Origin of the sequence: Trinickia terrae (assembly GCF_005144415.1) — a bacterium.
GTDB lineage: Bacteria > Pseudomonadota > Gammaproteobacteria > Burkholderiales > Burkholderiaceae > Trinickia_A > Trinickia_A terrae.
In genome coordinates this window covers 1-20,442 of sequence record NZ_SWJE01000011.1, presented here as the reverse complement: position 1 = coordinate 20,442, position 20,442 = coordinate 1, and the positions used below count along the sequence as shown (strand labels likewise).

Below are 20,442 nucleotides of genomic sequence, written 5' to 3'. Positions count from 1 at the left end.
CGCGCCCAAACATCCACCGAATCGGCGTTGCTCGAGGCGCCCGCGCGTGGCGGGCACCCAAAGCTTGGAGAAGACCTTGTGCGTCAACCGGCCGTCTAGGCCACCGACGTTTCCTTCACGAGAAGCAGCGGCACCGACGTCTCACGCAGCAACGATTCCGCGACGCTGCCGAGCAGCAGGCGCTTCACGCCCGTGCGGCCATGGGTCCCCATCACGATGAGATTGGCGTCGAACTCCGTCGCAGCGCGCACGAGAACCTGTGCGGTGCTTTCGCCGTACGAATCGATTGCCCGGACGGCGCCAAGTACCTGCTTCTGGGCGAACCGCTCGCGCGCCTCTTCGAGCGCTTTCGTGGCGGCGTCGGTCATCGCCGAGCTCGCCCGATTGTCTTCGACAAAACCACCGCCGATATCAACCAGTTGAGGCGCGTGAGCCACCACGCAGACGGCGAGCACTTCCGCTCGCATCGCCTGCGCGAGCTTCATCGCCTCGTCGAGCGCGAGCCGCGCCGCCTGGCTACCGTCGACCGCCACCATGATTCGTTCGTACATGACACTCTCCTGGGCATTTGTCTGCTTTTGTTGAACGTTCTGCGCGACACCCGCTGCCGAACAGAACAATCAGTTTGAAAGCAGCGCTGCCTTTGCACCTTGACTCGAATCAACTTGCCTGCGAGGCACCACGGAACCGCATACGGAAATCGCGAGCATGATCCATGCCGCCCGACACCACGCGACTCTATGGGACTCGTCTTTAAGGATAGTTGCCAAGGCCGGTTTGTCGCTTGGTCGAGCGCATGCCGATGCGCCCGCATCGTCGACGGCGGCACATCGCGCCCGGCTGCAGCCGCGTCAGGGCAGCCGCGACAAGTTCTTCCCCGCCTCTCTCAGACTGAGCGGAGACAGCACGTCGCGCGCGTCGTCGAGAAACCCGCGAATCGCATGCGGGTCGTGCCAGGCATAGTCCCGCAATGCCCAGCCGATGGCCTTCCGAATGAAGAAATCCGTCTCCGGCGCGAGTTCGCGCGCATGACGAAACAGGCGCGGGACATCGGTTTCGCCGCGCCAGCCCAACTGATGAAGCATGGCGATGCGGCGCACCCACATGTTTTCATGCCGCAACGCGTGATCCATGTGGATCTGGCAGGCCGGATCGCGCTTTCTTTCCGCCCTCACGACATCACCGGCGATACCCGCGAGGCCATCCACCGAATCCCACCACGACTTGCGTTGCGCGAGCGCGAAGAGCGCGGGCAGATGCTCGAGCGCCAACACCTTCCGGTAACGCGCGAGCAGGTCCACGGCAGCGTATTGGCACTCGCGCTGCGGCAACGCCCACAGGCCCTCGGCGAGCTCGATGAGGCGAGACGCATCGGCGCCCTTGAGCTCGCGAAAAATCGGCATGAGCACGGCGCGCCGCTGCGGCGTCGGCACGCCGAAATAGTCGAACTGGTCGCGCATGTAGGCACGCATCGCAACGGCTTTTTCCGGACTTGCCAGCACCATCAGTGCAGCGCCGACGCGTTCATTGAATGATGCTGTGCTCATGTCGAGCTGACTCCCGCAGATGGCTTCGAACGAAATGGCTATGGCCGCGTCACGACCGGGGGCCTCTCAGTTTTCCGGCGGCAAATCCGCCCCCGGCGGCGCCGTGCCGAGAATGCGCGCCGACAGCTTCGCGTCATAGCTCGAATGCACGTGGACGCGCTTTTTGTCCGGATACGCATAGCCATATGCTTTGCGCAACGCCAGCGACGCTTCGTGAAACCCCGACAAAATCAGCTTCTGCTTGTTTGGATAGCCCGCGATATCGCCGACCGCGAAGATACCCGGGCGGGACGATTCGTAGTTGCTGGTATCGACGGTGACGCGCCCCGCGCGAATATCGAGCCCCCAGTCCGCTATCGGGCCGAGATCCGCGACGAGACCGTACAGCGCGATCAGATGATCGGCGGGCAACGTGACGGCCCCGCCAAGCTGCTTGACCTCGACCGATTCGAGCGCGCCGCCCGGCGCGTTGAGCGCGGCAATCGTGCCGATCACGATATCCAGCTCGCCCGCGGCGGCTGCACGCTTGGCCTCCTGCACTGTCGCCTCGGCGGCCCGAAACGCGTCGCGCCGGTGCACGAGCGTCACATGCCGCGCGACGCTTCGCAGCGCGAGCGCCCAGTCGAGCGCGGAGTCCCCTCCCCCCGCGACGATTACGTTCCGATCGGCAAACGCGGCAATTTTGCGCACCGCATAGTGAACATGACGCCCCTCCAGCGCCGGCGCCTCGCCGAGCGCAATGCGCTGCGGCACGAACGCGCCATTGCCGGCCGACAGCAGAATCGCGGCCGCATCGAACTCGATCCCCTGATCGGTCACGACAGTCCAGCGCTTGTCGTCAGCCCGCTGCGTGACGCTTTGCACCTGCTGGCCGAGATGAATCGGAAAGCCGAACGGACTGCACTGCTCCATCAAACGCTCGACCAGCTCGCGCGCCGTGCAGACGGGAACGGCCGGAATGTCGAAAATCGGCTTTTCCGGATACAGCTCGATGCACTGGCCACCGACCTCCTTGAGCGCATCGACGATATGGCAGGACAAGCCGATCACGCCCGCTTCGAACGCCGCGAAAAGCCCGACGGGACCAGCACCGATGATCAGCACGTCGGTGCGTAACGGGGCCGCTTGGGTGACTGCCGGCTCTGCGACGGCGACAGGTGCAGCGTCTAGGGGCAAAGTTGCTTCGCTCACGTCGTCTCCTCGATAACCGGTTGGATACATTCACAACGATACCCGGTAATGAGAAACGAGCCCGCGATGCCAGATTTGACACGGTTGCCACTAGGGTCACACCACGATCGAGGCGTAGACGGTCGTGAATACCGCCTCTCGCGTGCTACCATCCTTTACATTTACCTTTACTTTTGCTTTCGCATTAGGCAGCGCTTGCGCGGTCGGCCTCTGCCCGCGTCTGTCCGCTGCCGTTGCGCCCTATCCGATCATGAAAAAGAAGACTTGCTACCTTACGGAACTCGATGTCACACGCCTTGAAAAGCACGCTGCACAGGCAAGCCCGCAAGCCGGCTATCTCGACATGCTGGATGAACTGATGGAACGCGCCAGCATTGTCGATTCGCGCGAAATCTCGGCCAATGTCGTCACCATGAACTCGAAAGTGACCCTCGTCGACAACGACACCGGTGAGCCGATGACATGGACGGTCGTCTATCCGCCCCAGGCCAACTTCGAAAACGGTCAGTTGAATGTGTTTTCTCCGGTGGGCTTGGCGTTGCTCGGCTCCAAGCGCGGCGACACGATCCGCTTCACGCCGCCGAGCGGGCAGGTGAAGACGCTGAAAGTCGATCAGATCGTGTTCCAGCCGGAAGCGGCTGATGATTTCACGCTTTGAGGCACGTGTGCCGCGGCGAATCTCCAGCCGCGGCGCTGAGATCGAGAAGGAGAGAGATCGCGCGTCGAAGAGTTCACGCGCAGAACGAAAAAAGGGTGCCGCGTCCGGCACCCTTTTTCATACTACCGATAACCAGCGACTTCGCTTTAGAAGCGGTGACGCAGGCCGATCGTTGCTGCGGTTTGGTTCGGCGAGGTCGACGACGGCGTAGTGATATCGCCGTTGTAGATCGATGCGAACGGCACGTCGCCCATTGCGTGTTGGTACACGACCTGAGCATAGACGTCCGTGCGCTTCGACAGCGAGTAGTCAGCTTGCGCGCCGATCTGGTGGAAACGCGTGCTGAACGAGTTCGCCGTACCCGATCCATTTTCCGTCGTGAACGTGTAAGCCAAGCCCAGACCCAGAGCCGGAGTCAGGTTGTACTTACCGTTAACTTCGTAGTTGTTCTGGCGAAACCCCGAGCCAGCAAGGACGCCCGAGGCAATGTTGTCGACGCGAGCCTGCGTCCATGCCACACCCACTTCCGCCGGGCCGAACGTGTAGCCTGCGCCGGCACCAAACGTACGCAGGCGGAAATTGCTTGCGTAACCCAAGAACTCACCGCCGCTCGAGGCCCCGCCGTTCGTCTGACCGGCAGGATTCTGAGCATTCGGATTGTTCTGCTGAGCGTACGCCAGACCAACGCGCAGACCTTGGTATTGGTAGGCTGCGCCCGCGCTGTACTCGCGGTTGTTCGTAAAGTTCGTGTTGTTCGAGAAACCGTACGTGCCGCCGAACGTGAAGCCCGCATAGTTCGCGCTCGCGAACTTGATCGAGTTGTTCACGGAGAAGCCACCGTTCGTGTTCAGGCCGTCGAAGTTGCCCGGGTGCGCGAAATACGTGCCGCCCCACGTGCCCGTTGCCGTCAACGGCGCAAGGTAGTCTTGCAGCGAGTCGTACTGACGGCCCAGGGTAACCGTGCCGTAGCCACTCGACAGGCCAACGAACGCTTGACGGTTGAACATGCCGCCGTTGTTGGCAAGATCGCCGTTGCCGATGTTAAACCCGCTTTCGAGGTTGAAGATCGCCTTCAAACCACCGCCCAGGTCTTCCGAGCCGCGCAGGCCCCAGCGGCTTTGGTCGATGCCGCTGCCCATGCGCCACAGCGACTTGCCGTTCGGCGATGCAGCCGTACCAGCGTTGACATTGCTCTGATACGTAATACCTGCATCCAGCACGCCATACAGCGTGACGCTGCTTTGCGCGTGAGCTGCGACTGCAAACGAAGCGGAAACAGCCGCCACGATCAGGGTTTTTTTCATGAGACAAGCTCCCTTTGTAAGGACCGGCCTTGCGACCTTGTTTAAGGAAAGACGGAGGCATCACCCGAATCGACCGCTTGCAGTGATCGTCCAGCCAATTGCTTAACCGCCTAACGAAGACCGGAGTCTACGTTCCACCCTTACAGCAGGCATACGCATATCACGCAATACATTTTTTCAACGACAGAAACAATACATTCAACAAATCAACATAAGTAATTGTTTTTTATGACATTTACATAAACTATAGATTACCATTCGCGTTATCAAACGCTTATATCAAATTATTGAATTGACCTTACGGTTGCAAATTAACAACGACCTATTAATAAGACAGCTTCAGAAATATTGAGTCAGCCAATTGAGCACTCCATTTATCTCGAAAATCACTTTGTATTTTGAGAAAAACCGGCGGCAATTCAGACCACTGCAAAGCGGCAGCGCTTCATGATGCGCTGCGTCGTCGCATTGACTTTCTAGAACGACATCCCCCGCTTACCATGAACTTGCGCGCCGTCAATTCGCTGCGCCGCGATCCCAACCAACAAGGGGCACGCCATGAAACCCCAGATCCAGGCATTCCACGATGCAGCGACATCCACGCTCAGCTACGTTGTCCACGCCGGCCCAGGCACCGCCTGCGCGATCATCGATTCGGTGCTCGACTACGAGCCGCGCTCCGGCTACACGTCGACCGTATCCGCCGACCGGATCATCGGCTACGTTCGCGAGCAGCAGTTGCGAACCGAGTGGCTGCTTGAAACGCACGCGCATGCGGACCACCTGTCGGCCGCACCGTATCTGCGCGAGCAGCTCGGCGGCTTGATCGGAATCGGCGAGCACATCCGATCGGTGCAGAAGATCTTCGGCCCCGTCTTCAATTTCGAACCGACGTTCCGCCCCGACGGGTCGCAGTTCGATCATCTGTTCACGGCCAACGAGACGCTGCGCGTCGGCGGGCTCGAAGCCACCGTGCTCCACGTGCCGGGACATACGCCTGCCGACGTGGCGTTCCGGTTCGAGGGCGCGGTGTTCGTCGGTGACACGCTCTTCATGCCCGACGTCGGCACAGCGCGTTGCGACTTTCCGGGCGGCGACGCCCACACGCTATACGGGTCGATCCGCTCGCTGCTCGCCCTGCCCGACGACACCGAGCTCTATATGTGCCACGACTACCCGCCTCCGGGACGCGACGTGCGCTGGCGCGCCACCGTCGCCGAGCAGCGCGCCGGAAACATACACGTACGCGACACGATCGCCGAGGCCGATTTCGTCGCGATGCGAACGGCGCGCGACGCGACACTCGGCAAACCCACGCTGATCATTCCGTCGATTCAACTGAATATCCGCGCCGGGGTGCTGCCCGAGCCGGAAAGCAACGGTATCCGCTATCTCAAGACGCCGTTGAACGTGCTGTAACCCATCACTGAAAACCATCCAGAACAATCGATAACAACAGGCTGGGAAACACCTTCGTTTCAGAATCAGACAACACCGAAACCACTGTGGAATCGTTCGATATCGTCGTCGTTGGAGGAGGCACAGCTGGCATCAGCGCGGGCTGACGCGCCACCGGTAGTCGAAAAACCCAACGCGCCTCGTGTCGCCGGCGGCGCGCGCCAAAGATGGCGGATGATGACGATACTCTCTCGGTCGCGGGCCGAAGTGCGGCGGTATCCTGTCGGCATGCAATCTGGCGGATCCGGACGGACCATGCGGCCCAACGCTGCGGCACGCACCTTGCTCATTGCGATTCGAGCACTTCCGCGTTGCCGCGGACGGTCACGCCAACGACAGGCTTGAGGGAGCAGAAAAACGATGAACATCCGCATATCGGCGTGCGCTTGCGTTGCATTACTGACAATCAGCGGGGCCGCACTCGCACAGCGGCCTTTGGTCTATCCAGCGCGCAGCCAGACGCCGGCGCAGCAAAGCATCGATAGCGCCCTTTGCTACGCCCAGGCGACATCCCAGACGCACGTCGACATCGCCCGTCAGCCGCAAAAACCGACGCGCACCACGCCGATCAATTTCGCCGCCGATGCCGGGCATGGCGCTTCGGCGCCGCCGCTGCCGCCAGCCGCGGCGGCAAGCGGCCCACATGCCGCGAGCAGCGCGGCCGCGGCGAATGCGTCCAGCAGCGCCGCAGCCGGGCCGGCTGCGGCCGCTGCGTCAGGCACGGCGTCGTCGACCACGCTCGCACTCGGCGCCTCGGGAGCGTCGGGGACATTGAGCGTTTCGGGTGCGAGCAACCTCCAGATGCCGCCGCTGCCGCCTCCGGAGCCGCCGATGACCACCTACTGGCACGCGTTCGGCGACTGCATGCAAGACCGGGGGTACATCGTCCGCTGATCGGCTCGATCGGCTGCAACGGCTTGGCCGGCGAGCAGGATGCCGTGTGGCCGATACGGTCATCAAGTAAGGGGGCAAGAACGTCCGTAATATCCAATCCACACGATGGCGTATCGGGCATACAAAATACCGAAGACAATATCCGGTATACACCACACCATTCACGGACGACCCACATGCTGACAAGCGTCGAGCAACTGGAAGCGATCTACGGCGCGCCGAGCGAGCGCGCACTTTGGAAAGAAATCCCATACCTCAACGAAGACTACCGTGTGTTCGTCGAAGCTTCGCCGTTCATCGTGCTCGCCTCGGTAGGGCCACACGGCACCGACTGTTCGCCGAAGGGCGATGCGCCGGGCTTCGTGAAAATCGTCGACGAGCGCACGCTCGCGATTCCCGACCGCCCTGGCAACAACCGCATCGACAATCTGCGCAATATCGTCGCCGACGGACGCGTATCGGTGCTGTTCATGGTGCCGGGCGTCGGCGAGACGCTGCGCGTCAACGGCCGAGCGACGGTCACCGACGATGCGGCGCTGCTCGAATCGTTCGCAGTGGATGGCAAGCTGCCGCGCACGGCGATCATCGTCCATATCGACACGGCGTATTTTCATTGCTCGAAGGCCATCGCACGCTCGCATCTCTGGAAGCCCGAGCGGCAAGTCGAGCGCTCGACGCTGCCTAGCGCGGGACAGATGCACAAGCGCCTTTGCAACCGTGAATTCGACGCCGAAGCCTACGACAAGGATTCGGCCGAGCGGCTGCCGAGCATGCTTTATTGAACAGCATTCCTCATATCGATCCGTGCTTCGCGAATCGATACCGTCCGCCCTACCACGCGTCGCGGCGCATCAGGAAGCCGGAATTCTGTGAACTTGAATTCACGAGTCCGAGGTCTAGACTGTTAAGTCTCGCCCCGCGGATATTCATGGAGGACCTGAAATGCGTCTGACCATCCTGATTAACGGTTCCGATCCCACCGTCAATCACGATTACGCCGTGCTGTGGCTCGATACGGACGAGCGAGTTTGGTCGAGGGAATCACACGATGGGATCGATCTTCCGCCTTGGGGCGAAATGCGCGACGAAAACGGTGTCACCACACTGTGCGCCCCGAGCGAGGAAGTGCCCCTGTGCACGTTGCGCGGACTGCATGTCGATCGCCATCAGCGGGTATCCACCGCGCACGGCGCCGCAGCCTGGTCCAGTCTCGACAAGCACGTAGCCATGGATGGATTCTGGCGGCTGCAAGCCGTTGATCGCCAATCTGTCTCCGCAGAAAATAGCGTGTTCCGGCGCTAAAGCGCAACGAACGAACATCGCGAGTCGCACCGCTCGCAGCCACAAACGCTCGAGCTTCAGGAACACGGCCAGTCCGGCGCCAACCTCCGCCGACTCGGCCGTCCACTGGTTTTCACCCTCCTTATATGCCCTGCGCTAACGGCACCCGCCTTTCGTTACACACCGCTTGACAATGCTTGACAGTCGCCTTGCCCGACTGTCGATAGACTTGAATCGTGAGGCAGAGGACCGCCCACGTGTGCGCTTTTGGGCCCGCTTGATTGCGGGCCTTTTTTCTCCAGGTTGTCCGAGAATCACCCCGGATTTGCCGGTAGCGTAAGGATCGGAAAGAAAACAACTCCGCGCCGGCCACTCCCGCCGATCTACAATCCGGCGCATGAATACACAGGTCCTTATCGTCGACGACGATCCGGTCGTGCGCGATCTCCTTTGCCGGTTCCTCAAAGAAAACGGTCTCGAAGTGTCCGTATTGCATGACGGCAGCAACTTGCGCCGGCGCCTCGAGCGCGAGCGGCCCTCGGTTGTCGTCCTCGACATCATGATGCCGAACACCGACGGCTTGCGCGCGCTCGCCTCGCTGCGCGCGGCCGGCGACGACATCCCGGTGATCTTCGTCACCGCGCGAGGGTCGGTCGCCGATCGGATCGTCGGTCTCGAACTAGGCGCCGATGACTACATCACGAAGCCGTTCGATCCACGCGAGCTCCTGGCGCGCATCCATACGGTGCTGCGCCGCCGCGGCCCGGCTTCGACCAGTGCGCCGGAAGCACGCGACCGATATCGCTTCGGCCCGTTCGAGCTCGACTTCACCACGCGCGCACTGTTGCGCGACGGCAGCCGGCTCCCGTTGCGCGACAGCGAATTCGCGCTTCTGAAGATCTTCGTCAATCACCCGTATAAAGTGCTGTCGCGCGTGCTGATACACGACCTCGTGCACCACGACGAGCTTGCGTTCCGCGACCGCAGCCTCGACGTGCCCATCTGGCGCCTGCGCCGCATCATCGAGGATGACCCGTCGAATCCTTGCTACGTGCAGACGGTGCGCGGCAAGGGCTACGTGTTCGTGCCGGACGCCAACCCGTCCCCTTCGCTCGCCGAGGCCGTGTCTAGCGCATGAGGAACCCGTTGAACACGCTATTCGGCAGAATGGCGTTGCTCTCAACGGCAGTGCTGTTCGCGGTGCAAGCGGGATGGTTTGCATTGCTAACCACACAACCGCCACGTCACGAGGTGGATGGTTTCGCGCGCGGATTGCTGCTCGTGCTTCAGGCCGCAAACGGCGAAGAATCCAGCAATGTCACGCTTGCACCCGCGTTGCACGTGCACCTCGTGCCCACCTGGAACATGCCCGGCACCGTTCAGTTGCGCGAACCAACAGGCGCTCCCTACGTCGAGCTGGTCCAGCATCTGCGCGCCCGCCTGCCGACCGGCACGCAAATCGCCGTCGACGACGCCCGTCCGCCGCGCCTTTGGGTGCGTTTCCCCGGCAAGTCGACCTGGATCGTGTCGCCGGTGGACATTCCTCCACGCCCGAACTTCGTGATCGAAGCGCTCTCGATGCTGCTTGCCGCGCTGCTGCTGTCGCTGCTCGCGGCCTGGCAAATGCAGCGTCCGCTCTCACGCGTCGCCGATGCGGCACGCGCGTTCGGCGATGGCTCACGCCCCCGGGAAGTCGGTGAACGCGGTCCGCGGGAATTGCGCGACCTGATCCACTCGTTCAACGACATGATGCGGCGCCTGAACGAAGCCGACGCCGACAAGGCGATCATGCTTGCCGGCGTCGCTCACGACCTGAAAGCGCCGCTGACACGGCTCAAGCTGCGAGCGAGCGTCTCCGTCGCGGAGCAGGAACGCGGGGACTTCATCCGCGACATAGATTCGCTGACGCATATCGTCCAGCAGTTTCTCGAGTTTGCCGGCCAAACGAGCGACTCGGGTCCGCCCATCCCTGTCGACGAATTCTTGCGCGAGCAATTCCCCGTCTCCGGCGAGGATGCAGAGGACGCACCTCTGTTCGAGCTCTCGCTCACGGCCGGCCCGGCCTTCCTGCTACCACGCACACTGATCGACCGGCTCGTCACGAACCTCGTCGACAACGCCCTCGAGCATGGAATGCCACCGGTCCAGATTTCGACGTCGCGAACAGACAGCGACTGGATCATCTCCGTGCGCGACCACGGCGACGGCATCGCGGAAGACAAAGTCGCACTGGCGATGAAACCGTTCGTGCGGCTCGATTCGGCGCGCGGCGGCGAAGGCCATTGCGGCCTCGGGCTTGCGATCGTTGCCCGGCTCGCACACGACCACGGCGGACGCTGCGACGTATCGAACGCCGACGATGGCGGATTGCACGTACGGATCGTCTTGCCTATCGAACGCGCGCGAGATTGACGCGCGGCATTGAACTGCATCGCGCCAAACGCGGGAAAGCGCTTACGGTCCATTACCGGATGCACTGCACAGGCGGATCACCGCGTATATTCGGTCCTGGCTATCTCGAGGCCAACCCTCCTAGGCCCGCCCGGCTTCCATGTCGGCGGGCCATTTTTTTTTTGCCTGCTTGCTCATACTGCTTAGCCCTGTCAAAGCATCTCGACGGCTAGTGCAGTTGCCTCTCCCCCGCCGATGCATAGCGTCGCAATACCGCGCCTCGCGGCACGTTCGCGCAACACGCCGAGCAAGGTCACGACGACACGCGCCCCCGATGCGCCGATCGGATGCCCGATCGCGCACGCACCGCCGTGCACGTTCACGCGATTGCGTGGGATATCGTATTCGTGCATGACGGCCATCGGCACCACGGCGAACGCCTCGTTGATTTCAAAGTAGTCGACATCCTGAGCGCGCCAGCCAGTGCGCTCATACAGCTTGCGCAACGCGCCAACCGGCGCGGTCGTGAACCACTCCGGGGCCTGTGAATGCGCGGTGTGCGCAGAAATCACGGCAAGCGGCGCCTTGCCAAGCCGCTCCGCCACCGACATGCGCGTCAGCACGAGCGCAGCGGCGCCATCCGACAACGGACTCGAATTAGCCGGCGTAATCGTGCCGTCCGCACGAAACGCCGGCTTCAGTTTCGGGATCTTCGCGGGATCGACGGCTTGCGGTTGTTCGTCGGCATCGACGCGCACAGTGCCCGTCTTCGTTTGCACTTCGACCGGCGCGAACTCCCACGCAAAACGGCCTTCCGCCTGCGCCTCGCGCGCCCAGAGCAACGATTCCGTCGCGTAGGTATCCTGCGCGGCGCGCGAGAACTCATAATGCGATGCACATTGCTCGCCGAATTCGCCCATTGCACGACCTCGATCGTAAGCATCCTCGAGTCCGTCCAGAGCCATATGGTCGAAGAACGTCGCGTGCCCGACGCGATATCCGCCACGCGCTTTCATCGCGAGATACGGAGCGTTGGACATGCTCTCCATTCCGCCCGCCACGACCATGTCAGCGCTGCCGTTTGCCAGCGCATCGTAGGCATAGCGGATCGCTTGCATGCCCGAGCCGCACACCTTGTTGACGGTGACCGACGAGACAGATTGCGGCAAGCCTGCGCCGAGCACGGCCTGCCGGGCCGGCGCCTGCCCCAGCCCGGCAGTCAGTACGCAACCGATATACGCTTCGTCAACCGTCTCGGGATCAATTGCTGCACGCGCAACCGCTGCACGAATTGCCACTGCCCCTAGTTCCGTGGCCGACTTGGAAGCAAGGCCGCCTTGGTAACGCCCGACTGGCGTACGGGCTGCGGAGAGAATCACAATCGGATCGTTCGACATCTTGAACTCCAGTGAGAGATGAAAAATGCGTCAAGGCACGAGGCTTGTTTCGTCGCCATTTTCTATGCATATGCACTTAATGCGTATGCATATATTAGACCCAGGGTAGATCATCGTGCAAGGATGACTGTGTTCGGGAACAGCAAATATCCTTTTCCGAATTCCCTACGCGGGCAGTGACGAGGCAAGTCGCGCCTGCCGCTAATCCTCAATCAGCTTGCTGGCGAGGTCATAGATCTGCGCGTCCAGCGCTTTGACATGGCGCTTACCCGCCCGGCGGTAGAGCTCATCCTGCGCGGCTCGCCAATCGCTTTCGCAAGCGCGCAGCAATTCGGAGCCGTTCGGTGTAAGCGACCAGAAGCGCATGCGAAGGTCGTCGCCCACGTCCGCCTCGACAAGGCCTTTGGTGCGCAGCGTCGCGAGCGTGCGACTCAGGGTCGTCTGGTCCATCAGTAGGTCATCCGCCAGTTGCGACGTGCTCACACCTTCAGCACGCCCCAGCGTTGCCAGAATGGTGTACTGCGTGATGCGGATGCCGTGTTTTGCCAATTGCGCGTCATACAACGATGTAATCGCGCGCGCGGCCTGACGCAGCGTTCCGCAATGACATAGCAGCCGCAAAGGCAGTTCGGACATGACGCTCCTCTCGTTCGGCGGATTTCACGCGTGGTTAGGTGCCGGGTGCGGCTCGGCTTTGCCCGCAGGCAAGACACCTCGTGTTTCTGTATCGCCACACCACGGATCTTGCATTTTACATGCATATACATGGACATAGCCCGCGCACGCAGACACACGCACGCGCCTCGGCACACCATCTACACGCGTTGAGTTCCGCAGACTCGTCCAAACTTGGCCGCCCGGCCATATTTTATGCGCATAAACTTTTTGAAAATTTTTTAACACCTGAAATGCCACCGAGCAGCGAAACATTTACATCACGTTTACACCCCTGTCCGCTTTCTTTAGGCCAGCCCTACACGTGATCCGATAGCCTCTAAACATCACCAAAACCACTTCCTTAGATGAACCCCAAAGCCAACAAGAACACCGGCGGCGCGAAGGACAAGCGATCATGCTGAAGATACTGGTGCCGGTAAGCCGCTCGGCGCGCTCGCTGCAAGCCGTCCGGCACGCGGCGTTTCTGTTCAGCGAGCGATGCGCATCCGAGGTCGTGCTGGTCAACGTTCAACCGCCCCTCGAATCAACCCGGCTCGAAGCGTTCTACCCCCTCTCCAAGCTACGCTCCCTGGAAGACTCATACGCGCATGCGGCGCTCGGCCGCGCTGAGCAGATTCTCAAGGATGCAGGCGTCAAGTACTCGGTGATGATCCAGGTCGGCCCCCTGGTTCCGACAATCGCGGAATGCGCGGAACAAACAGGCTGCGACGAAATTCTGCTGGCCGCGCCACGCACCGATCCGCTTCACACTCTCGTCAACTTTTTCAGCCGCAGCGTTCTGAATCGCCTCCTAAGGATCTCGCGGGTTCCGGTCACGGCTGTGCGCTGACGCGGCAGGTCGCCGTTCGCCGACGACCGCGAGTTCGCAAGGCGCGGATGGTGGACCACGATTTGACCCCGGCAAGCGACGCCCGATGCTACGAGCACGGCGTCACGAACCGAAACGTCAAGTTGACGCGCTCGCCGCGAACGCTCGGCTCCTTCGGCACGCGGTGCCGCCATTCCGCCTGAGTGCGTCCGCGCATCACCAGCAGGCTGCCGCCGGTCAGCTGAAAGGATTGAACCGCACCCGTCCTGTTATGGCGCAGATCGAACCTCCGCGCGGCCCCAAGACTCACCGACGCTATCACCGGCTCCACACCCAGTTCCGGCTCGCGGTCGGCGTGCCACCCCATGCTGTCGTTGCCGCTTCGGTAGCGATTCAACAGCACGCTATTGAACCTGACACCACACGCCGCTTCGACGGCAACCCTCAGCTTCAGCACTGTCGGCGTCCATGCGCGTGGCGTATTCCGGATGCCCGAGTACACGTAGACTGCGCCGGCATCGCCCTGCCAGGCAGTCAAGCGCGGCAATGGCGTGAGCCCCGCTGGCGTGTACATCGTGTCCTGTTTCCACTCCACCTCGGCGATAACGCGCTCGTGGTCGAGCGCAGCCTCATCAGGTGTTAGCCAACTCGGGTACCAATCGACATTCGGCTGAGGAATATCGCCAAAAATGTCATCAATCATCGATTTCATAGGCGCATTCCTATCAAGGGAGTCATTGTGCCATCGCTTTCATAAAAAACTCTCCAGCCCTATCATCTATCACGTATCATGAAACACGAATTGTGAATTCAGAGGAGCCATCTTGCTGACCGCTGAAATCGAAACCTTGCTGCGTGAATTGGAAGTGCGTGGCGCCAAAAACGACGCGATGGCGGCAGATCGCACCCAAAAGCTATTGAACCTCGAACGCCCCACGGCCGAGTTGCTGTTTCTTTTGGTGACGGCCAGCGGCCGCAAACGCGTATTGGAAATCGGAACGTCAAACGGCTATAGCGCGATCTGGCTGGCGTGTGCGTTGAAAAAAACAGGTGGCGATCCGCTGACCACGATCGAGCAAAACGCCGCCAAAGCCGCGCAAGCGCGTGAAAACCTGCGCCGTGCGGGTACCCAGAAGTATGCCCAGGTCATCGAAGGCGACGCGACTCGCTTGTGTGCCGCCCTCGATGGCCCATTCGACTGTGTCTTTTTCGACGCGGACCGAATCAGCGCTCCGGCGCAGCTCGAGCTTCTCCTTCCGAAGCTGGCTGACGACGTGCTGCTGATCGCTGACAACGCGCGATCTCACCCGCAAGAGATCGCGGATTATCTGGCGGCAGTCGAAGCGCTGCCACAATTTGATGCGACGTTGATTCCGGTCGGCAAAGGACTGCATGTCGCATACCGTCGACCACCTGCAAACGGAAACGCCACGCGATGACGGGAGCACCACAAAAACTCAAGCGCTCGACGCTAGCTCTTGATGCGTATATCGCCGTTCGTGATTTGCTGCTCGACGGCAAACGTTATGCACCAGGCGCAAAAATCAGCATCGAGGAGTTGGCTGGCGCATTGGGCGTCAGCCGCTCGCCCGTCTGGTCCGCCGTGGCGCGACTCGAAGCTGAAGGAATCGTTGAAGTCACGCCACGCCAAGGCGTCTTTTTGATCGCATTCGATCCCGCGCGCCTCACCGCCCTGTTCGAAGCGCGTGAAGCGTTGGAAGGCATGGCTGCGCGGTTGGCCGCGCGCAAAATGAGCGCGACGGAACTGGCGGTGCTTGCAGAGGCGATTGGGCGTCAATCGGCCGCCATCCATGAACAAAACCGGGCCGCCTACGACGTAGCCAACCTGCTGTTCCATCATGGGCTGCTGGATGGTGCGCAAAGTCCGACGATCAAAAAATCTCTGATGGCGCTCTACGCGCAGACTCGCGCAATGTGCGGCAAACGGGCTACGGACTTCGCCGAGCTCGCAGCCAATCGCGACGAGCACGAAGCCATTCTGCGCGCACTCAATGCTCGCGACGAAGAGCAAGCCGAGCGTACCGCCCGTCACCACGTTGCCGAGCTTCTGAAAAAGCTCCTGAAGTCGTAGCGGCGGCGCCCGCCAGCTATCATCAGCGGCATGGCACGGCCCGTGCCGCCCATGCAAGGGCGCCCGCTCACAGCATCACGCCGACGGCCACCGCGCCGCATCCATCGCTTCAATACCCGCACGAACTTCACAACATGACGCTATCCGATACCGCACTCGACCAACTCTTTCGCACTGCACGCACGCATAACGGCTGGCTGCCGAAGCCCGTCGACGACGCGCTCCTCAAGCAACTGATCGACCTCGTCGTGCTCGGCCCCACGTCGGCCAACTGCAGCCCCGGCCGATTCGTGTTTGTCAAAACGCCGGAAGCGAAAGAAAAGCTACGTCCCGCATTGTCGGCGGGCAACGTCGACAAAACGATGGCCGCACCTGTGACCGTGATCGTCGGCATGGACATGGCGTTTTATGAGCAATTGCCGAAGCTCTTCCCGCACACGGACGCACGCAGCTGGTTCGCCGGCAACGATGCGGCCATTTCAGCGACGGCGTTTCGCAACTCGACGCTGCAAGGCGGCTACCTGATCCTGGCTGCACGGGCGCTTGGGCTCGACACTGGCCCAATGTCCGGCTTCGATTCAGCAAAAGTGGACGAGGCGTTTTTCGCAGGTACCACGGTGAAATCGAATTTCCTCGTCAATCTCGGCTACGGCGATCCGTCAACGCTTTTTGAGCGCAACCCGCGCTTCACATTTGACGAAACGGCCAAAATCGTCTGACTAAAGCAAAAAAACGGCCCCCTCGCGCGTGCCATAACGCACGCGCGAGGGGGCCGTTTCCTTAACTTGACCAGCTTACGGACGTGCCACCCGGCAGCTCACGTCAGCAACGCGATATAGAAGACGATTGCCCCGATCAACGCGCCTACGAAGCAAAAGCCTTCGCCCCGCTCGTCGCCGCCCGATCGTATCCAGGCGCCCACCACGCCGAACAGCCCCGCGATGCCGAGCGCGACGAAAACCATGACGACGTAGTAAAGGGAATCGCGCGCGATTTCGAGCACGTCGAGGCCGCGCACGCCAAGGTAAACCGCGAGCGCCATCAGTGACAGCGCTACCAGCGGCAGCATCACATGACTGCCTTCGTAGCCAATGTGGTGCTCGCGATGCGGATGGTGCGCAAACTTGATCATCTTCATCATTCGCCTCCTTCCATCGTGCCTGCGGGTGCACCGGTGGAACCGAACCATGAAATCAATAGTTTAGATCAGCCCGAGAGCGGAAGAATCCCCGACGGTAAAAATCCGGCAATACTGCCGGAAACAGTTTCCGCCCGCCTTCCCCAGCCTAAGCACGCGCAAACGGCGAAAGCGTTCCGTATGTAAAATAGCTCGGCAGCACCCGCGGCCAACCGCACGAACGCGTGCCCCCCATTTCCTCTTCTTTTTGTCCTATGCGTCGCTCAGGTTTTTTCGTCCGTGCCGTCGGCATCGGCGTTCTGCTCCACATCTATATCGGCCTAAGGCTGATTCCGGAATTGCCGGCCGGCCCGATGCTACGAGGGTTCGCAGCCCTGTGGCTGCTGCTGTCGTGCGGGCTGATCCCGCTCGGCATGCTCGCACGCACGATCGAGCGTCAGTCGCTCGGCGATCGCCTGGCCTGGATTGGCCTGCTTACCATGGGCTTCTTCTCGTCGCTGCTCGTGCTGACCCTTTTGCGGGATGTCGCGCTGGCCTCGCTCCTGACCGTCGACGCGCTTTGGCCGCATAGCGTGCCGCTCGCCCGCTGGCGAATCGACTCGGCGGCGGCGGTCCCTCTCCTCGCTCTACTGTCGACGGCGATCGGCTTTATCAACGCTCGCCGTCGCGCACGCGTCGTCACTGTCGATGTACCGATCGACCATCTGCCGGCGGCGCTCGACGGATTCACAATCGTCCAGATCAGCGACATCCACGTGGGCCCGACGATCAAACAGCACTATGTCGACGCGATTGTCGACGCAGTCAACCGGCTCAAGCCCGACCTGATCGCGGTGACGGGCGACGTCGTCGACGGCAGCGTCGCGCAGCTTTCGGCCCACACCCGGCCGCTCGGCCACCTCACCGCTCGATACGGCGCGTATCTGGTGACAGGCAATCACGAATACTATTCCGGCGCCGATCAATGGATTGCCGAATTCCAGCGCCTTGGCTTGCGTGTGTTGCTGAACGAGCACGTCGTGCTCGAGCACGATGGCGCACGCGTCGTGATCGCGGGCGTGACAGACTATACGGCGGGACGCTTCGACCCTACGCATCAGAGCGACCCTGCCGCAGCGCTCGCCGGCGCGCCAGGCGACGTGCGCGTGCGAGTGCTGCTTGCGCATCAGCCGCGCAGCGCACCTGCTGCAGCGGACGCAGGGTTCACGCTTCAGCTTTCAGGGCATACGCACGGCGGACAATTCGTGCCATGGAATTTCTTCGTGCGGCTACAGCAGCCATTTACGGCGGGACTCGCACGCCTCAACAACCTGTGGGTTTATACGAGTCGTGGGACTGGCTACTGGGGACCGCCCAAACGTCTTGGAGCGCCGTCGGAAATCACGCGACTGAGGCTCGTGGCAGTTGCCGCGGCTTGACGACGAGAAACTTGCTGACGCTATCACGCACTCGCAGCACATCTCCGCGGACATGCTGCGTCGAACCGGTCTGAGTTCTGCCCAGCGCAGCGATTTCGAGTTGACTCTCGCAGCAGCAATTGCCTAAAATCCGGCTAATTTCAATTTGGGGGCCACGGCCTTGGACAGCAGTAGTCGATCCATACTTCATCTCATCGCCTGAACGGCGAGACTCGCGCCAGCCTTCCCTGCCGCCGTCTTGCCAACAGGCGAGCGGTGCGCGTCGCAATTCGCAGTACCCCCGTGCACTTTTGTTATCGATAGCACTATCGCGCCCGTGTTCGCGTGTAGGCTTATCGAGCGCTACATTAGCCGTCGACCGGAATCGTCACGACGCGACACGCGTTTTGCAGCGTGCACACGTCCGAGTACGAAATTGCCATTCGACATAAACAGGTTCATCGAAGCATGCCATGCTAAGACGTCAGCCTCGTATCGATCTAGTTTCGTGTGAATGCTGAAGCTCACGGCCAATTCGATAACTCAACTAAATCATTAAAACGCTTATCCAATGACGCTTGAATTCGCCCTCCGATTGCTCGCCGCATTCGCATGCGGAGTCGCAATCGGTATCGAACGCCAGATGCGCCAACGCACGGCCGGTCTGCGTACCATCACGCTGGTCGCGAGCGGCGCCTGCCTGTTCGTGACGCTCGGCGTCCTTACCGGCAACGGCGTCGCGGGCGTCACCCAGATTGCAGCGTACGTCGTCTCTGGTGTCGGCTTTCTCGGCGGCGGCGTGATCATGCGCGAAAAAGGATCCATCCAGGGGATCAACACCGCCGCCACGCTGTGGTGCTCCGCGGCCGTCGGCGTGCTTTGCGGCGCCGGCCACTACGGTCCCGCGCTCGCGGGAACCGGCATCGTGCTGCTGACGAATACCGTGCTGCGCGAAGTCAGCAAAGCGATCAATGCAACTCCTGTTTCAAACGCGGATCTGATTCGCGAATACGTTTTATCCGTCATCTGCCGGGAAGAAGATGAAATCCACATTCGCACAGCGCTATCGAACTCGATGTATTCGGCTCCACTGTCGTTTCAGAGCCTTACTAGCGAAGATGTACCCGACGCCGCAGGACGCATCCTGGTGACAGCAATCCTCAAAATGCATCCAAAGGATCAGTCGAAGCTCGAGCTGATGGCGAGCCGAATCAGCATGGAAAAAGGCGTGTCAAGCGTGAGCTGGACCGCCCGGGAAGTGGAGCCTACCCCTGAATAACAGGTACACAGCGAAGCTGGTCGCCGCGAAGCCTTCAAAATGCCGACAATGGGCGTCCGGCGACGTGCCATAATGCTTCACGCTTGCAGATGAATGTACCGTCACCTATAACAAGCGTAAGCGATGTGCAAAGCCAGACGTCTATACAATTCCACGCCTGCCCCGCCGTCGCTCCTTGCCCCACTATGCAGCCCGACACAGAGAACGAAATGAACTCAGTGACTGTGCACTGTGCGTCCATCGAATTGCTGCAAGCTCGTTCCGCGGTCGCCGCAACTGACTTCCCGTCGAGAATCGGCTCAATCAAACACGATGCGCTATATCCGCACCGCTCCATCTCCTAGTTGGATCTTTAAATAAAGTTAATTGTGCATCCTAACTATGGACTCGCCTATGTAGGCAATTTAAGCTCGCCAACGTCGAGTTACGACATTTATTTTTAACCTTAACGACGGAGTCTCCACTATGCAACACGGCCTCATCGCATGGCTCATCATCGGCGCAATCGCTGGCTGGCTAGCCGGCGTATTGGTCAAAGGCGGCGGCTTCGGATTGATCGTCGACATCATCGTCGGTATTGTCGGCGCATTCATTGGCGGCTGGTTGTCGCACGTACTCGGTATCTCGCTTGGAGGCGGCATGATCGCTTCTATCATCACCGCAGTGATCGGCGCGGTGATCCTCTTGTTCATCATTAGACTTATCCGACGAGGATGAAACTAGGGATTCAGGCGCCCAGGGGCACGTTTATTCGAAAGTGAACAAGCGGCTAGCCTCAACTCGCCCAAGGGGCCAGGGGGATAGAAGCGTTTTTGTGTGGGTTGTAAACGGCCACAACCCCACCTTTATGGGGTGGGGTTGTGGTTATGAGAGGAGCCTGACGATTACCTACTTTCACACGGGAATCCGCACTATCATCGGCGTGGAGT

Annotated in this window: 22 protein-coding genes; 14 read left to right on the top strand and 8 right to left on the bottom strand. The window is 60.9% G+C overall.

Annotated features, from left to right (window positions below; translation table 11 throughout):
• Window positions 1-95: 95 nt before the first annotated feature.
• From FAZ69_RS20430 to FAZ69_RS20420, 3 genes are all read right to left on the bottom strand, one after another.
• Window positions 96-551 (bottom strand): universal stress protein, encoded by a 456-nt coding sequence (locus FAZ69_RS20430; RefSeq protein WP_136896914.1) that lies wholly within the window; start codon window positions 549-551, stop codon window positions 96-98.
• A 300-nt stretch (window positions 552-851) separates the two neighbouring features.
• Window positions 852-1,547: a DNA alkylation repair protein gene (locus FAZ69_RS20425; RefSeq protein ID WP_136896913.1), complete on the bottom strand. Its 696-nt coding sequence runs from the start codon at window positions 1,545-1,547 to the stop codon at window positions 852-854.
• Window positions 1,548-1,613: 66 nt separating this feature from the next.
• Window positions 1,614-2,723: an NAD(P)/FAD-dependent oxidoreductase gene (locus FAZ69_RS20420; RefSeq protein WP_240702387.1), complete on the bottom strand. Its 1,110-nt coding sequence runs from the start codon at window positions 2,721-2,723 to the stop codon at window positions 1,614-1,616.
• A gap of 265 nt (window positions 2,724-2,988) precedes the next feature.
• Between FAZ69_RS20420 and FAZ69_RS20415 the strand changes: the two genes are divergently transcribed.
• Window positions 2,989-3,396 (top strand): GreA/GreB family elongation factor, encoded by a 408-nt coding sequence (locus tag FAZ69_RS20415; RefSeq protein WP_136897052.1) that lies wholly within the window; start codon window positions 2,989-2,991, stop codon window positions 3,394-3,396.
• A 146-nt stretch (window positions 3,397-3,542) separates the two neighbouring features.
• Here the strand turns inward: FAZ69_RS20415 and FAZ69_RS20410 are convergent, their stop codons facing one another.
• The gene (locus FAZ69_RS20410; protein ID WP_136896911.1) at window positions 3,543-4,700 is read right to left on the bottom strand and encodes a porin; all 1,158 of its coding nucleotides are present in this window, start codon (window positions 4,698-4,700) and stop codon (window positions 3,543-3,545) included.
• Window positions 4,701-5,258: 558 nt separating this feature from the next.
• On the opposite strand from FAZ69_RS20410, the gene FAZ69_RS20405 reads away from it, so the two are divergent.
• From FAZ69_RS20405 to FAZ69_RS20380, 6 genes are all read left to right on the top strand, one after another.
• Complete coding sequence (locus FAZ69_RS20405; protein WP_136896910.1) at window positions 5,259-6,119, top strand: MBL fold metallo-hydrolase; 861 nt, start codon at window positions 5,259-5,261, stop codon at window positions 6,117-6,119.
• 399 nt (window positions 6,120-6,518) lie between these two features.
• On the top strand, window positions 6,519-7,052 hold the full coding sequence (locus tag FAZ69_RS20400) for a hypothetical protein (protein WP_136896909.1): 534 nt from the start codon (window positions 6,519-6,521) through the stop codon (window positions 7,050-7,052).
• Between the two features lie 176 nt (window positions 7,053-7,228).
• Window positions 7,229-7,834 carry a pyridoxamine 5'-phosphate oxidase family protein gene (locus FAZ69_RS20395; protein ID WP_136896908.1) on the top strand — a complete coding sequence of 202 codons (606 nt, stop codon included), beginning with the start codon at window positions 7,229-7,231 and terminating at the stop codon, window positions 7,832-7,834.
• A gap of 160 nt (window positions 7,835-7,994) precedes the next feature.
• Window positions 7,995-8,354: a DUF3564 domain-containing protein gene (locus tag FAZ69_RS20390; protein WP_136896907.1), complete on the top strand. Its 360-nt coding sequence runs from the start codon at window positions 7,995-7,997 to the stop codon at window positions 8,352-8,354.
• A gap of 376 nt (window positions 8,355-8,730) precedes the next feature.
• A complete protein-coding gene (locus tag FAZ69_RS20385) occupies window positions 8,731-9,471 on the top strand; it encodes a response regulator (protein WP_136896906.1) in 741 nt (246 codons plus the stop codon).
• Window positions 9,468-10,745 carry an ATP-binding protein gene (locus FAZ69_RS20380; protein ID WP_136896905.1) on the top strand — a complete coding sequence of 426 codons (1,278 nt, stop codon included), beginning with the start codon at window positions 9,468-9,470 and terminating at the stop codon, window positions 10,743-10,745. The genes FAZ69_RS20385 and FAZ69_RS20380 overlap by 4 nt, the downstream gene beginning before the upstream one ends.
• 191 nt (window positions 10,746-10,936) lie before the next feature.
• Here the strand turns inward: FAZ69_RS20380 and FAZ69_RS20375 are convergent, their stop codons facing one another.
• Both FAZ69_RS20375 and FAZ69_RS20370 read right to left on the bottom strand, forming a co-directional pair.
• On the bottom strand, window positions 10,937-12,121 hold the full coding sequence (locus tag FAZ69_RS20375) for an acetyl-CoA C-acyltransferase (RefSeq protein WP_136896904.1): 1,185 nt from the start codon (window positions 12,119-12,121) through the stop codon (window positions 10,937-10,939).
• 201 nt (window positions 12,122-12,322) lie between these two features.
• Window positions 12,323-12,742 carry a MarR family winged helix-turn-helix transcriptional regulator gene (locus tag FAZ69_RS20370; RefSeq protein ID WP_136897051.1) on the bottom strand — a complete coding sequence of 140 codons (420 nt, stop codon included), beginning with the start codon at window positions 12,740-12,742 and terminating at the stop codon, window positions 12,323-12,325.
• A gap of 451 nt (window positions 12,743-13,193) precedes the next feature.
• On the opposite strand from FAZ69_RS20370, the gene FAZ69_RS20365 reads away from it, so the two are divergent.
• Window positions 13,194-13,628: a universal stress protein gene (locus FAZ69_RS20365; RefSeq protein WP_136896903.1), complete on the top strand. Its 435-nt coding sequence runs from the start codon at window positions 13,194-13,196 to the stop codon at window positions 13,626-13,628.
• 88 nt (window positions 13,629-13,716) lie between these two features.
• On the opposite strand, the gene FAZ69_RS20360 is transcribed toward FAZ69_RS20365, so the two are convergent.
• Window positions 13,717-14,310, bottom strand: a complete 594-nt coding sequence (locus FAZ69_RS20360) for an alpha-ketoglutarate-dependent dioxygenase AlkB family protein (protein WP_136897050.1) — start codon at window positions 14,308-14,310, stop codon at window positions 13,717-13,719.
• A gap of 121 nt (window positions 14,311-14,431) precedes the next feature.
• On the opposite strand from FAZ69_RS20360, the gene FAZ69_RS20355 reads away from it, so the two are divergent.
• The 3 genes from FAZ69_RS20355 (at window position 14,432) to FAZ69_RS20345 (ending at window position 16,418) form a co-directional block, all read left to right on the top strand.
• Window positions 14,432-15,046 carry an O-methyltransferase gene (locus FAZ69_RS20355; RefSeq protein WP_240702370.1) on the top strand — a complete coding sequence of 205 codons (615 nt, stop codon included), beginning with the start codon at window positions 14,432-14,434 and terminating at the stop codon, window positions 15,044-15,046.
• Entirely contained in the window at window positions 15,043-15,699 is a 657-nt protein-coding gene (locus tag FAZ69_RS20350) for a GntR family transcriptional regulator (protein ID WP_136896902.1), read from the top strand. Before FAZ69_RS20355 ends, FAZ69_RS20350 begins: the two co-directional genes overlap by 4 nt.
• 134 nt (window positions 15,700-15,833) lie before the next feature.
• Window positions 15,834-16,418 (top strand): malonic semialdehyde reductase, encoded by a 585-nt coding sequence (locus tag FAZ69_RS20345; protein WP_136896901.1) that lies wholly within the window; start codon window positions 15,834-15,836, stop codon window positions 16,416-16,418.
• A gap of 98 nt (window positions 16,419-16,516) precedes the next feature.
• On the opposite strand, the gene FAZ69_RS20340 is transcribed toward FAZ69_RS20345, so the two are convergent.
• A complete protein-coding gene (locus FAZ69_RS20340) occupies window positions 16,517-16,837 on the bottom strand; it encodes a hypothetical protein (RefSeq protein ID WP_136896900.1) in 321 nt (106 codons plus the stop codon).
• Window positions 16,838-17,091: 254 nt separating this feature from the next.
• Here FAZ69_RS20340 and FAZ69_RS20335 point away from each other — a divergent pair, with 254 nt between their 5' ends.
• The 3 genes from FAZ69_RS20335 to FAZ69_RS20325 all read left to right on the top strand — a co-directional run bounded on the left by FAZ69_RS20335 (window position 17,092) and on the right by FAZ69_RS20325 (window position 20,230).
• On the top strand, window positions 17,092-18,255 hold the full coding sequence (locus FAZ69_RS20335) for a metallophosphoesterase (RefSeq protein ID WP_136896899.1): 1,164 nt from the start codon (window positions 17,092-17,094) through the stop codon (window positions 18,253-18,255).
• A 550-nt stretch (window positions 18,256-18,805) separates the two neighbouring features.
• Window positions 18,806-19,513, top strand: a complete 708-nt coding sequence (locus FAZ69_RS20330) for an MgtC/SapB family protein (RefSeq protein ID WP_136896898.1) — start codon at window positions 18,806-18,808, stop codon at window positions 19,511-19,513.
• Window positions 19,514-19,978: 465 nt separating this feature from the next.
• A complete protein-coding gene (locus FAZ69_RS20325) occupies window positions 19,979-20,230 on the top strand; it encodes a GlsB/YeaQ/YmgE family stress response membrane protein (RefSeq protein WP_136896897.1) in 252 nt (83 codons plus the stop codon).
• Window positions 20,231-20,442: the final 212 nt, after the last annotated feature.